The sequence below is a fragment of the Enterobacter sp. SGAir0187 genome, from assembly GCF_002952735.2.
GTDB lineage: Bacteria > Pseudomonadota > Gammaproteobacteria > Enterobacterales > Enterobacteriaceae > Enterobacter > Enterobacter quasiroggenkampii.
Genome location: NZ_CP025034.2, coordinates 4,290,054 through 4,303,104 on the forward strand (window position 1 = coordinate 4,290,054; position 13,051 = coordinate 4,303,104).

11 protein-coding genes and 1 tRNA gene are annotated in these 13,051 nt (G+C 47.3%); 3 read left to right on the forward strand and 9 right to left on the reverse strand.

Going from position 1 to position 13,051, the window contains the following annotated elements; translation table 11 throughout:
* Positions 1-4: 4 nt before the first annotated feature.
* From CWR52_RS20535 to CWR52_RS20545, 3 genes are all read right to left on the reverse strand, one after another.
* The gene (locus CWR52_RS20535) at positions 5-886 is read right to left on the reverse strand and encodes a nucleoside-specific channel-forming protein Tsx (RefSeq protein ID WP_104950592.1); all 882 of its coding nucleotides are present in this window, start codon (positions 884-886) and stop codon (positions 5-7) included.
* A gap of 56 nt (positions 887-942) precedes the next feature.
* The gene (locus tag CWR52_RS20540; RefSeq protein ID WP_414650404.1) at positions 943-2,478 is read right to left on the reverse strand and encodes a bifunctional metallophosphatase/5'-nucleotidase; all 1,536 of its coding nucleotides are present in this window, start codon (positions 2,476-2,478) and stop codon (positions 943-945) included.
* A 115-nt stretch (positions 2,479-2,593) separates the two neighbouring features.
* A complete protein-coding gene (locus tag CWR52_RS20545; RefSeq protein ID WP_104950594.1) occupies positions 2,594-4,147 on the reverse strand; it encodes a bifunctional metallophosphatase/5'-nucleotidase in 1,554 nt (517 codons plus the stop codon).
* Between the two features lie 132 nt (positions 4,148-4,279).
* Here CWR52_RS20545 and CWR52_RS20550 point away from each other — a divergent pair, with 132 nt between their 5' ends.
* Positions 4,280-5,407, forward strand: a complete 1,128-nt coding sequence (locus CWR52_RS20550; protein WP_104950595.1) for a cytoplasmic protein — start codon at positions 4,280-4,282, stop codon at positions 5,405-5,407.
* A gap of 179 nt (positions 5,408-5,586) precedes the next feature.
* Entirely contained in the window at positions 5,587-6,021 is a 435-nt protein-coding gene (gene tnpA / locus CWR52_RS20555; RefSeq protein ID WP_104950596.1) for an IS200/IS605 family transposase, read from the forward strand.
* 146 nt (positions 6,022-6,167) lie between these two features.
* Here tnpA and CWR52_RS20560 read toward each other — a convergent pair whose 3' ends face one another.
* The 4 genes from CWR52_RS20560 to CWR52_RS20575 form a co-directional block, all read right to left on the reverse strand.
* Positions 6,168-7,697 (reverse strand): aryl-sulfate sulfotransferase N-terminal domain-containing protein, encoded by a 1,530-nt coding sequence (locus CWR52_RS20560; protein WP_104950597.1) that lies wholly within the window; start codon positions 7,695-7,697, stop codon positions 6,168-6,170.
* A gap of 245 nt (positions 7,698-7,942) precedes the next feature.
* On the reverse strand, positions 7,943-8,332 hold the full coding sequence (locus CWR52_RS20565; RefSeq protein WP_104950598.1) for a M15 family metallopeptidase: 390 nt from the start codon (positions 8,330-8,332) through the stop codon (positions 7,943-7,945).
* Positions 8,319-8,630 carry a phage holin family protein gene (locus CWR52_RS20570; RefSeq protein ID WP_414650395.1) on the reverse strand — a complete coding sequence of 104 codons (312 nt, stop codon included), beginning with the start codon at positions 8,628-8,630 and terminating at the stop codon, positions 8,319-8,321. Before CWR52_RS20570 ends, CWR52_RS20565 begins: the two co-directional genes overlap by 14 nt.
* A 429-nt stretch (positions 8,631-9,059) precedes the next feature.
* Positions 9,060-9,998: a LysR family transcriptional regulator gene (locus tag CWR52_RS20575; protein WP_104950600.1), complete on the reverse strand. Its 939-nt coding sequence runs from the start codon at positions 9,996-9,998 to the stop codon at positions 9,060-9,062.
* A gap of 141 nt (positions 9,999-10,139) precedes the next feature.
* Here CWR52_RS20575 and CWR52_RS20580 point away from each other — a divergent pair, with 141 nt between their 5' ends.
* Entirely contained in the window at positions 10,140-10,541 is a 402-nt protein-coding gene (locus tag CWR52_RS20580) for a RidA family protein (protein ID WP_104950601.1), read from the forward strand.
* A 54-nt stretch (positions 10,542-10,595) separates the two neighbouring features.
* Here CWR52_RS20580 and CWR52_RS20585 read toward each other — a convergent pair.
* Both CWR52_RS20585 and CWR52_RS20590 read right to left on the reverse strand, forming a co-directional pair.
* Positions 10,596-10,671: transfer RNA gene (locus CWR52_RS20585), tRNA-Asn, on the reverse strand.
* A 164-nt stretch (positions 10,672-10,835) separates the two neighbouring features.
* A complete protein-coding gene (locus CWR52_RS20590) occupies positions 10,836-13,025 on the reverse strand; it encodes a TonB-dependent siderophore receptor (protein ID WP_104950602.1) in 2,190 nt (729 codons plus the stop codon).
* Positions 13,026-13,051: the final 26 nt, after the last annotated feature.

Below are 13,051 nucleotides of genomic sequence, written 5' to 3' on the forward strand. Positions count from 1 at the left end.
ATATTTAAAAAGCGTAACCCACAGTTAAATAGTATGCCCACCCCGTTGAATCTATAGTGGTGATGTCTCCGTCGCTGCTAAATGCTTTACTCCCTTCGTCAAATTGCCCACCATGATAGAAATAACGAAGGGTGGCGCCATAGTTCCAGTGGGTATAAACTAAACTGAGTACATTGGTGGAAACAATAGAGCTATTGGTCCGGGAGTAGAATTGCTGCTCGCCGCCTGACTCTTCTTTAAGGTCTGAACCAAAATCAAAATTGGTAAAGCCGACGTAATTGAGTTTCCCACCAAATAGTGTTGTAATAGGGATGACATATTTGACTTTGAAGCGATACCCATCCCACTCGTTTTCGTTGGCTGCATTGTAGTTGTTTCCTTGATACTTGGCATAGATGTTTGCAGATAACGTCATCGGTAGCCCCGTATCAATATCGGTTCCTATCCCCATATACCATGTGCTCTGGCGCTGTCCTGCATTCGTTCCTGCATCATAGATATAGTTGTGGGCAAAATACCATTCTTTGAATGGACCAAAACTTAGGTCGAGCCCCGTCAACTTGTCGATGCTAAAACGCGGTTCTATCTCCATAAAAAAGGGAGAGCCATTATCCCAAATACCGATATCATTATCATTGCCTATACCAAAAAACTTAGGTAAGTCTGCATAGCCATAGAAATCAAACCAATCGACATGCGCCCATGCACGATACTCTGGATATAAGTCCGCTCTTTTTAATGGCCCAAAACGAGTTGAGTTGCTGCCTACGATATTAATACTTTGATGCCACCAGTCTGACAGGTATTCATTATTACCGGTGTCTGCCAATGCTACCGTGGGTAAAAGCATAAAAGCGCCTGACAATATATGTTTTATTTTTTTCATACGTAGGGGTTCCTTCCACAGAGATTTGTTAATTAAGACTTTTTATGTTATTGAAACTACTTAGCTGCGCTTACATCGACCACTCTCTTTTCAAGATCGGGTTTCAATGGGCTATGCGCCTTGACATACTCAATAATCGACTCGGCAGAGGTAGTGCTGTTGATCGTTTTGACATTCGTGCCTTTTAAGAATGCCTCGAATCCATCCCCACCCGTCGCACAAAACGAGTGTGTAGCAACCCGATATGTTTTGGTTGGATCTACCGGTTGATTATTAATCGTGAATTTAACGATCCGCTTACCCAGCGGTTTTTTGCTGTCGTATTCAACATGAACGCTTTTAGATACTTGCAACACGCCATTGGTAAGATTCGTTGCATGAGTCATCAAGTCAGTGAGATCTTTTCCGGTGAGATCCATTTCAACCAGTTCGTTATTAAATGGGAAGGTAGTAATGACATCACCATATCGTAAATTTCCTTGTGGGAAATCAGCACGCAATCCTCCGCTGTTTTGTAATCCCACGACGGCGTCAGGCGCTTTGGTCATCATGGCGTCAATGACTAAATTACCAACAGGTGATGATTCACCATAAGAGCGAGTGAAGGGGGCCGTTGTCGACCCAATAATCTGGTCAGTGATACTTTTCAGCTTAGCATTCCACTCATCAATCCTGGCCTGAACGTTAGGATCTGGCTTGTATTCGTCGGCAAATACAGTGATTAATTTACCGCTATAGCCCTCAATTTTTTTAGTTTGAGGGTTAAAATCCAGGACTAATTTACCAATATCAGTACCATACGCATCTGTTGAAACAACAAGCGTGTCATTAACTTTAATGGGCTCTGGTGTACCTACATGAGCATGCCCAGTGATTAATACATCAATACCCTTAAATTTCTTTGCGGTATCGATATCAGCTTGCAGCATTCTGGCTACATCTTTATTCCCGTAACTTGATTGACGCGCGGGCGTACCTTCATGAACCAGTAGCACGATGATATCCACTTTGCCTTTTAACGCATCAAGACCTTTTTGAATATAAGGTGCCTCATCACGCGCCTCTGAGCCAGCGTAAGCCTTTGTCGCAACAGTGTCATAAAAGGCAAATTTTTGATGCACCCCAATGACGCCAATTTTAATGCCATCTTTTTCCACAATCGTCCAGGGATTATTCCAGACAGGTTTATCACTGTTAGTATAAAAAACATTACCCAGCAAAACGGGAAACGTTGCTTTTGACAATTGCTTAACCATATTATCAACGCCATGGTCAAATTCATGGTTCCCCACTGATACAGCATCGAAAGGCATAGCGTTCATTATGTCAATAATGGCTTCACCTTTGGTCAGTGTGCTTATATAGGGGCCGGTAAAGTAATCACCCGCATCAAAGAAAAAGACATCTTTATTTTTTTTCTTAGCATCGTTAACGATGGTCGCGATATTAGCAAAACCGCCCACTGCACGTTCTTTATCGACGGCTGGAATTTTTCCAGGAGAGACGTGGGCATGTAGATCATTGGTATAATAAATTGTCACATCCTTAGCAATAGCTGATGCGGTTAGCATTGCTGACAGGCACAATGTCATCAGACTAAGCTTTGTATTTTCATTCATAATCAGATCCTTTGAAAAAAGGTAATAGCTTGAATAAGGGTTCATGAAGATGTATGAACCCTTTTAAGATGTACGGTGGAATAAACTATTATTTTTTCACATCAACAACGCGCATGCCGTTGATCTGTTCATCCGTAATGATATTGCCCGCTTTGAAGTAATCGATCACCGCGTTAGAAACGTAGTAACCGCCTGTTGTATTACGTGCTTTACCCTCGGTAAATGTGGTAAAACCATCTCCGCCGTCGGCAAGGAAGCTCTGGGTGGCAATGTGATAGACTGTCGCATCCTCAATCGGTTTACCATCAAGGGTAAATGCGACGACCCGCTGGCCGATGGGTTTACTGCTGTCATACTTCATCTCCACGCCTTTTGATACCTGCAAAACGCCATTAGTTAGGCCTGCGGCATGTTCCATCAACGTACGCAACTGTTTACCCGTGAGATCCATCGTGGCCAGTTCGTTAGGGAAGGGGAACGTACTGATCACAGCGCCTATTGAAATCGCACCAGACGGGATCTCATTGCGAATCCCCCCCGAGTTGGTTAAGGCGAGCTGTGTATTTTTACCCGCAGCCACCAGCAAAGCATCCGCAGCCAGATTTCCCAGCGAGGCTGATTCACCATACGCACGCGTCAATTCAACCGGCGACTGCGCCACCGTTTTTTGAACCTCTTCATCAAGTTTCTTATTCCAGCCGTCGATTACCCGTTTCGTCTGCGGGTCGGGCTTCCACTCATCTGCATAAATGGTTTTAAGCTCAAATTTTTTCATCGTAAACTGATGCGGCTTCGTGTAGTCCAGTACCAGTTTACCCACATCAATACCGCCGCTGTCGGTCGAGAGGATCAGCGTCTTGCCGACTTTAATCGGTTCCGGCGTACCGACATGCGCATGTCCCGTAATCAGAATGTCCAGACCTTTCACCTGGCTTGCCGTTTGAATATCTTTATCCAGGGCACGGCGTACGTCTGTCCCTCCCATACTGGACTGACGCGCCGGCGTGCCTTCATGGACCAGCAATACGGTCAGGTCGACTTTTCCTTTCAGTTCATCGAGATAGCTCTGCAGCCACTTAATTTCATCCCTAGCTTCAATACCTACGCGCGTTGCCGCAGAAACGGTATCATTGAAAGCAAACACGCCGTGTAAACCAATGACGCCAATTTTCACGCCATCTTTTTCGATGATGGTATAAGGCTTATCCCAGAATAATTTGTTGCTGTTCTGATAGAATATGTTGCCCTGTACAATAGGGAATTTCGCCTGGCTAAGCTGTAATAATGTATTATCCCAGCCGTGATCAAATTCATGATTACCCATCGTGACAGCATCAAACGACATGGTATTCATAATGTCAATAATAGCCTTTCCCTTCGTTAAACTACTAATATAAGGGCCCGTAAAATAGTCACCCGCATCAAAAAACCATGTTGCTTTACTTTTGGCTTTTTCCTCTTTCACCAGAGTGGTGATATTAGCCCAACCCCCAACATCGCGTTTCCCGTCAGCAATCCAGGGAACTTTATAAGGTTCCACATGCGCGTGGAGATCGTTGGTGTAAATAAGCGTGACATCCTTGGCGCTGGCCCAAAATGGTAATGCCAAAAAAATACCTGCGGTAACCGCTTTTATATTCATAACCCGTTCCTTTCAGTTATATAAAGATGCGTTACTTTACGTTCTGAAAGCATTTTTTATGCGAGTCTGCTCACACAATCAATCCACAGTTATGAGGCAAAATTAGCGACCTCTTAAAATCGTTGGTGAATTATATTGGCTCTGTTCACAATTAATACCTGCAAATCGTTTGGTTGCCGAAATTTAGGGCTACCTATATCAGCCTCTGCAGATTACAGCTGGCCAGACTACAGGCTGGGGTTTCCGGCCTTGCACTGTCGGGCGTGCGGGAGTTATCCTCCGCTTTTTGATGAGCAACAGTTTAATGAATGGCTGTCTGCGCACTTAAGTGTCTATGCTTCAGAAAACGGTTATTTTTGTCCTGAATGTTATAGCCTGGAAACTATTTGCTATGGTTATAACCCACAGGGGACACAGCGCGTTCAGTGCCGAACTTGCAGGAAAGTCTGGACACCCAAACAGCAAAAACAAAGAGAAAGAGTACCTCCAGAGCGCATTGAAACGGTTCCACTCATTGTCCCGTTCCAGGGAAGTCGTGCTGAACAGAAACTGTATGTTCTGCTTAGCTTCGATGCTGACCGAGGTCATATTGTTCATCTTTCCACAAATTTTACTCAGCATGATATTGGTGAAAGCCTGCGGTATTGCTGGCGCGGAAAGCGTGAACCCGATCTGCATCATCATGATATTGTCAGTCGTGTTGATATGCGTGAAATGCAATTTCTACATCGGAGCCAGTTTGATGAAATTCAGTATGGCAGTGCGGCACTCAAACGTAATGCCAGAGGTGCGATACTGCGTCCCGTTATTGCCGCTCACGGACATTTTCGCGTGCTGAACATCCTTTTTCCTGAGGTAAAAATGCACGTTATTTCACACGAATGCTTTCTTCGGGGAGCCGTCATTACCGCCTGGGCAGATCTGTTTCGCGAGCGGCAAGGTGAGCTTTGGTTTATAGAAGAGGAAATCAATGAGGGTGAGAGCGATATTCCCTGGAATTTTCAGAGAACAACACAGCACGGCTGGTGGCAAACGCAGTGGCAGCTTTGGGGGCAGGGCAAAAATTTCAAGATGGTTTGCCCGTTAACCGGTGGTGATATCAATAATGCAAAAATGCTCTCTTTAACGGCCAGCAGGCACTTTATCCATTGGCTATACAAACAAACGAATTTTACCCATAGTGCCAAACTCTCTGCTGGGCGTGTAACGCAGGTTCTTCTTTCTCTGACGCATGACTATAACGATAAAATTGCGAGATAGGTTCTAAATACGTCGTCTATATCGTTAAGGGTTCATGTAGATACATGAACCCTTTTAATTGTCACCCCTAAACCACCTCCTAGGGAGGTGGTGATTGATCCTGTAAGGCTATAGCCTGAAGAATGCCCATGCCGGAATATCTCTGCTTACTCACCACAAGTAAAAGGAGACAAACCGACATGGGGCTTTACAGAAGTTCATCACATATATATTGGCGTTGCAAATACCACATCGTGTGGACGCCAAAGTACCGTTTCAGGATCCTGAAGGACAAGCTGGCCAAGGAACTTTACAGAACAATTTACATTCTCTACGGAATAAAAGAGTGTGAGGTACTGGAGTTAAATGTTCAGCCAGATCATGTACATCTTGTAGTTATCGTCCCACCGAAAATCTCGATATCAACTCTGATGGGGCACCTGAAAGGGCGCAGCGCCATCAGGCTGTACAACCGTTTTCCACACATAAGAAAGAAGTTATGGGGCAACCGTTTTTGGTCGCGTGGCTACTTTGTGGATACGGTCGGGGTGAACGAGGAAATTATCAGAAGATACGTGCGGCATCAGGAGAAAACGGAACAAACCCACGAACAGCAGATGGAATTGCTAGAGTAGTAAGGAGAAAGAGACAATAGCCCCCCTTACAGGGGGCATTCTCAAAAGCCACCTTCTAAGAAGGTGGTCTTTTACATATACAGAGAGATCAATTGCTTATTAAAGCCTGATGATCACTTGCGTTTGTATATTATAATTACATCTTTTTATAAGTTTGCATGAATGGATGCCGTAGTGATTACGTCAGTAAGCTCCGTTTCGTTAAACAATCTTGCACGATAGGCCTCCCCAGGGAATTGAGGCGCACCATCAGGTAAAGAAATCACATCGTAGATAGTGGCAATCATATTACCGTCCACATCGCTGATAAAGAATGAACGAGCGTGGCAGGTAAAAATAACGAAGTAGTCATCGTGATCAAACACACTTCCCATAAAATCAGTCCATTGGACGATAGGGGTTGTTGGTAATTCAATAGGAGCGTGAATTTCCACAGCGGTTTTGGCTGCCAGATCTACAGCATAGAATAGAATGCGAGCGGGATCTGTTACATAGGGATCGGTTGTTGGCGCGTCATTCATCGGGCGTATAACAGGGTTTCCATCTGTATCAAGGCAAGATCTATTATCAAATACTGATAAGACAAATTTCCCTACGCCAGGATCGATATATTCTGAAAATGCGCTGTTATTAGTGATGCACACCGTATGTGCACCATTTTCATAGTGAGTAATACCCGAGTTATCAATATGAATAGTCTCTTGAATTGCCGGGAATTGAGGGTTGAAATTACCTGTGTTGATTGTCCACAAAATACTACCATCAACAATAGAGATGCCAAAAGTAGTACTCGTTGTGCGAGAGTGGACAATAACGGCTTCTTCGTTATTTGGGCTGCTTGCAATCCATGTGAGAGAGTTAAAATGAACATCATTAGAGGTATTGTTATTCAAGATTTGAGAGCCACTATATTCACTGGTATAGTTTTTCGCCCAAATCATTTTCCCTGTCTGATCGTTGAATTTTAGCACCAGAGCATCTTGTGCCATCGTATTGCTGAGCCGGTTAGGGCTATCGGTACCAAACATATAAATGTCACCCGCTGAATCCCAGACTACATCGTGAGTATTTGCATAGTGATTGCCATCTGCATCACGCAGGTCGAATTCCAGGACGACATTACCCATAATGTCAATTTTGAAAAAGCGACGACCGTACCACGACATATCTTCATCGCTACCGGTATAGAGGTAGCCATTGTGAATTCGCAAAGGCTGGAGATGATAAACCGATACAAAGTTAAAACGTAGATCACCATTTCGGTCATAACCACGGCCTGTTGATTCCATTAACAGGCTGTTTCCCCATACAGAGGTAAATAGTGCAGGATTGGTTTGTTCAATATCGAGATGGAAAATAACGGATGTATCATAAACCTGATCCAGCGTGCTAACGGTGAATGCTTGATTGAAAACTTCAGCTCCGGTTTCATCCTTAAACACGACCTGGACGCTGTTTGCATATTGCGCGTAAAGGCCAATAACAGGGATTTTTATGGTTTGAGAAGCACCATAAATCAGGTCCGATGTATAGTTAAAATCTACGCTGGTTGGGCTGGTCGTCCGTTTAGATACAGTGTAAGAGTAGCTTACTGGCGTATCTGAGGTAAAATAAAGATATGCAGCGAGCTGGTTGTCGGACGGTGCAAGTTCAGTTTTAACATAAGTAATAGTCATGATTGTATTCCTTTTTGTAACGTTCAATGAAATATGTTTTTAGTCAGCGTAATAAAGCATCGCCAATAAAAATAGCGAGCCAATAAACACCTGACGAATAATGTAGTGCTGTGGTAATTAAAAGCAGTTTTGTATTGTAATTCTCCTCTTGTAAAATAACTGAATAAGCATGGTGTGGTTAATAATACAGTAAATACTGGTGTGCCGTATTCTCTGCGAGAATAGACCTGGTAAATATTTAGTTCCTATTCAGGATACCTTTTTCGTGAGAGCTGAAAATGGACGCCATCCTTTATTTCCGTCCAGTTACCGCCCCACTCAACATCAACAGATAACTCTTTTGCGGCCTGAAACACAGCCGTGGCAATGGTCTGGTAATGTTTAAACTCCCAGGATGCTGTGCCGTTTATGACAGCGAATACATCAACGGCGTGTCCCGTTAAGTGCCTGCTTTTCGACGTTAATGATTTTCCTGCTGCCAGCAGCTCAAGCTGTCGCTTTTGATTTCTTAACCCTTCTGAAATACCGAAATCAACAGGTGATAATTTCAACGCTTTTCTCATCACATCAACAAGATCCTTATGTACGCCTTTAAGGTTCTTTTCAGTCGTTTTGCTAAATTCATGATTGTTCATTGTTGTCTCCAGAGATTTTTTTCCAGTAATAATTAAGGGCAACAACGCCCATGGCACCTGATATACCGCTGACGGCAAGCGAAGTGTGAAATACCGTTCCAAGGCTTTGTGACATCAATCCGGCAAGCACACCAGTGAATCCTGACACAATAATTTGTGCTATTGCCGAAAATAAACTTCTTCCTGACTGGCCAGACTTAACGTCAAGGAGATATCTAACAAGTCCTCCCCATGCGCCGAATAATATTATGTAAATCCAGCTAAAAAATGCATTTGATGATGGATCTTTCCATGGCAAAACAATTCCCTCCAAAGATTGTATTACGTTATAAAAATTACCAGTTGATAGGTTTTCTTTTGTAACTTAACTATATGCTTTGCTATGGAGTAAATAATAAACGTTGAGCGACCCTGTTTTGTGATGAATGTCACACGGAATGTAATTAATAGATTTTGTCGATCAATTAATGCTAAATGATAGTTATGTGTTATTGATATTGATCATTATATTTAGCAGTGGAATACATAAGAGGAACCAGTAGGAGAGGGCATATTCCGGTAGCGCGATAATTAACGGATTCAGTAAAGAAAGTATGCTGTAACCGTGACGCTCTGGCCTCCAGCGTTCGTGGTCTTACCCGAGATGATTTCGCTCCGGTGGCAGAGCGGGGAGGTGATTTTTAATTTTGGTTACGGCTGGAGATAAATCAATACTCAGATGAGCGAATCAGAGGTTGGGATATAGCGACTTATTATTGGAATTTGGGACATGCTGCTGCATCAATTCAACGATCCAATCAATAAAAACGCGCAGTCTGGCGTTGACATGGCGGTTAGGCGGAAATGCCAGGTACAGGGGCATTGGCTTAATACGCCAATGTTCGAACAGCCGAATCAAGGAACCACAAGCCTGATGCGCCTCTGCCATATAGACGGGTAGCGCAATTACGCCTAATCCCGCTAACCCAGCTTCGAGGTAAGCATTGCCATCATCCACGGCAAGGACATAGCTGCCCGTGATTTCAATATGTTCACTCTCGCTGTGCAGTACCAGAGGATCAATCTTACCGGTGCGTGAGGATAAGAATCCCACTATGCGATGGTCGGTGTTTTCCAGCTCACGCGGATGCGCAGGGGCGCCAAGGCGTTCCACATAGCTCGGTGCGACGTAAACACCGATTTGCAAATCGCCGACATGGCGCGCGATCAGGGACTGGTCGTTGATTTCGCCACCGCGCAGGACGCAATCCACGTTGTCGCCAATCAGATCCACCACCCGGTCACTGACGCCCATGTCGAACTGGATATCAGGGTAGCGTGCGTGAAAAGCCGGTAGCGCGGGTACCAGCACCAGGCGAGCGAGAGGAGTGGGCACATCTATCCGTAGCCGTCCCTTGGGCGTCATCGCCGAACTGGACAGGCTGTTTTCAGCATCTTCCATGTCCGCCAGCAGGCGAATGACGCGCTCGTAGTAGACCGCGCCATCAGGCGTGACGCCGAGCCTGCGGGTGGTGCGATGAAGCAGCCTGACGCGCAGGCGCGCTTCCAGTTGCTGAATAAGCTGTGTCACCGTGGTTTTGCTCATATGAAGCGTCTGGGCAGCCTTTGTGAAACTGCCTGCTTCTACCACGCGAGCAAAGGCGCGCATCGCATCGAAACGATCCATCCCTTGTCCTCTCTTTTCGCCGATTGTTTGGATATTACAAACAATGATGGACAAAGTCGCTTGTTTATCCGCCCGAGATGGCACCTGTAAAGTGTCTTTATGTTCACAAGGCAGATTTCGCCCCATTACAAAGGTACAAACATGACTACACGCGAAGCCGTTTTTCCGTTCGGACGGCAGGCGCTCTATGAGCGCAATCGGTATTCACCCGCCATCAAATCTAACGGCTTCCTGTTTGTTTCGGGGCAGGTGGGTAGCCGGGAGGATGGGTCGCCTGAAGAGGATCTCAACGTGCAGGTCCGGCTGGCCTTCGATAACCTTAATGCTGTTCTCACGGCTGCGGGCTGCACGTTCGGTGACGTGGTTGACGTTACCCTCTTCGTCGTCGATCCTGAGTCAAACCTCGACGCTATCTGGCGTATCCTGCCAGAATATTGGGGTGAAGCGCCTTACCCTACGTTGACCGGGATCGGCGTGACGTGGCTGTACGGATTTAAGTTTGAGATTAAGGTGATTGCCAGGCTGGATGCGATTCTGAGTTAACATCAGAGACGCAGAAAAGCAAAAAGCCTGCTCTAAAAGCAGGCTTTTCAAATTTGGCTCCTCTGACTGGACTCGAACCAGTGACATACGGATTAACAGTCCGCCGTTCTACCGACTGAACTACAGAGGAATCGTGTGAACGAGGCGCATAGTAGCGACCTCACTACGCCTTGTCAAAGGGTGAAAACGCACTTTTCGTTCGTTTGCCGACAATTTCAGCAAATCGCTGATTTTATAGTAAATTCGCTTCGAAATTACACAGCAAAATGCGCCGCCCGCAGGCGGCGCGCAGGATTAGAACAGAACGGAGTAGTTCAGACCAAACGTCCGTCCGCGGCCTTTGTAGGTATACAGACCCGGTGCACCGTAGGTTGGGCTATACAGCCCCGGCGCGCGCTGGCCCCAGGCGGTGCTGTAGTCTTTGTCCAGCAGGTTTTCCACGCTGAAGCTGACTTTACCCACCGGCAGGGCGTAGCTGCCCAGGAAGTCGACCGTGTTGTAGCCATCGATCTTCTTGCCGTCGGCGTCAGAGACGTCAAAGGTCTGGGTGCTCTGTACGCGCAGGGTCCAGTCGCCCGGCGCCCAGTTGACCCACGCGCTGGCTTTCGACGGGCTGGCGCTGTCGACCGTCAGCTTCTCCCATTTCCCGTTTTCGCGGGTTTCAGACTTAATGGCGTTAAAGTTCGCGCCCGTGCTCCAGTCGCTGTTGGTGAAGAAATAGTCCACCTGACCTTCTACCCCGTAGATACGACGCTTGTCGTCTTCCAGGTTGATGGTCATGTCCGTCTTGTTGATGGTGATGGTTTTATCCGAGAGCGAGTAATACGCCGCAACCTGCGTGCGTAGGTTATCCCCGGTGTAGCGCCAGCCCAGCTCATAAGCGTTGACCTTGATACCGTCCAGCTTCGAGTCGTTCACGTTGACGCTGTTCAGCAGGCGATAGTGACCGTTGCTGAGCTGATAGGTCCCGGAGCCGTAGTACTTCGCCAGGTCCGGAATTTCGAAGCCCTGAGAGAAGTTAAACCACACCTGCTGCTGTTCGGTCAGGCGACCAAGGATCCCGGCGTTAAACAGGAAGTTGTTGTAATCGGTTTTCCCACCCGGCACCGCGTCGGCGGAGGTGGCTTTCCCGGTAGCGATGGCCTGCTGCTGGGTGTAACCGACAAAATCGTCTACCTTGTTCTCGGTGTACTGGTAGCGCACGCCGCCGCTCAGGGTGATGGCGTCAATATCGTAGCTGGCCTGCAGGAACGGGGCGAGGTTGGTGATGCTGTAGCCCGGGTAGCGGCCCACGTTGTAGGCGTTATCCAGCTCCATGCCGCCGCTCGCTGCAGCTTTGCTCAGGTTAAAGAACTGCTGGTTGGCGTCGAAGGTTTCGTGGTCGGCATCCATACCCCAGGTCAGCGTTAAATCGTCCACCGGCTTGCTGTTCAGCGTCAGCTTGCCGCCGTAAAAATCGGTTTTCTGCTGCGACGCGCCGATGCTGCTGACCACGCCTTTGGTCAGGGTCGGGAACGGATAGTAGGTCAGGCTCTCGTCGCGATAGTAAATCTGCGCGACCAGATCCTGGCCCCAGAAGTCGGTATTGGAGTATTGCAGGTTGATCAGATGGCGCTCGGTACCCGGCACGCGGTCAGAATCGAGGTTACCTTTGTTGTACGCGGTCGCATCCCCCGTGACCGCCGAGAAGTTCTTCCCGAGATAGAGACCATGCTTGCCGTCGGACTCGCTCTTGTAGTACTGAGTGGTCAGTTGCAACTGCTGGTGATCGTCAATATTGAGGGTGCCTGTGCCCATCACATCGATACGGTCGGAATACTGTAAGCCGGTCTGGGTGTTATCAATGATCACCTCGTCGCCGTTGCCATCATACCAGCCGCCGTAGCGCTGATACGACACCGACAGACGACCGGAAGCGTTATCGTTGCCGCCGCTGACCGCTGCCGATACGTTCTCATCATGGTCGTTGTGGCTGTTAAACCCGCTTTTAGCACCCGTCTGGAACTCGACTTCGGTCTCAGGCTGGCCCTTTTTGGTGACGATGTTCACCAGGCCGCCGGTGCTGCCGCCGCCGTAGAGCGAGGTGGCGCCAGAGATCACTTCGATACGGTCAATGTTGAACGGATCGATAGAGTCGAGCTGGCGGCTGTCGCTGCGGGACGAGTTCAGGCGCACGCCGTCCACCATCACCATCATGGAGCGGCCGCGCAGGTTCATGCCGTAGTTGGTACGTCCCTGGCTGCTGACGTCCATACCCGGGATCAGCTGCGCCAGCACTTCTTTAATCTCTTTCCCGCCCTGAACCTGCTGCTCAATTTCAGCCCGCTCAATGACCCAGGTGGTCTGCGCCATCTCCGCCACGCTGCGGTGCGCACGGCTGGCGGAGACCACGATATTTTCTTCCTTTTGTTCTTCCGCCCACGCAGAGGTAGAAAGCATTGCAAGCAAGCAAGGATTTAAAACCCAAAGATGAGAACGTTTCATTGTTATGTTGACCCTGATTGTGTGTG

Bases quoted from the DNA above. Each gene is read 5' to 3' on its own strand.
- CWR52_RS20535 (WP_104950592.1), bottom strand. From the start codon at position 886: ATGAAAAAAATAAAACATATATTGTCAGGCGCTTTTATGCTTTTACCC.
- CWR52_RS20540 (WP_414650404.1), bottom strand. From the start codon at position 2,478: ATGACATTGTGCCTGTCAGCAATGCTAACCGCATCAGCTATTGCTAAG.
- CWR52_RS20545 (WP_104950594.1), bottom strand. From the start codon at position 4,147: ATGAATATAAAAGCGGTTACCGCAGGTATTTTTTTGGCATTACCATTT.
- tnpA (WP_104950596.1), top strand. From the start codon at position 5,587: ATGGGGCTTTACAGAAGTTCATCACATATATATTGGCGTTGCAAATAC.
- CWR52_RS20560 (WP_104950597.1), bottom strand. From the start codon at position 7,697: ATGACTATTACTTATGTTAAAACTGAACTTGCACCGTCCGACAACCAG.
- CWR52_RS20565 (WP_104950598.1), bottom strand. From the start codon at position 8,332: ATGAACAATCATGAATTTAGCAAAACGACTGAAAAGAACCTTAAAGGC.
- CWR52_RS20575 (WP_104950600.1), bottom strand. From the start codon at position 9,998: ATGGATCGTTTCGATGCGATGCGCGCCTTTGCTCGCGTGGTAGAAGCA.
- CWR52_RS20580 (WP_104950601.1), top strand. From the start codon at position 10,140: ATGACTACACGCGAAGCCGTTTTTCCGTTCGGACGGCAGGCGCTCTAT.
- CWR52_RS20590 (WP_104950602.1), bottom strand. From the start codon at position 13,025: ATGAAACGTTCTCATCTTTGGGTTTTAAATCCTTGCTTGCTTGCAATG.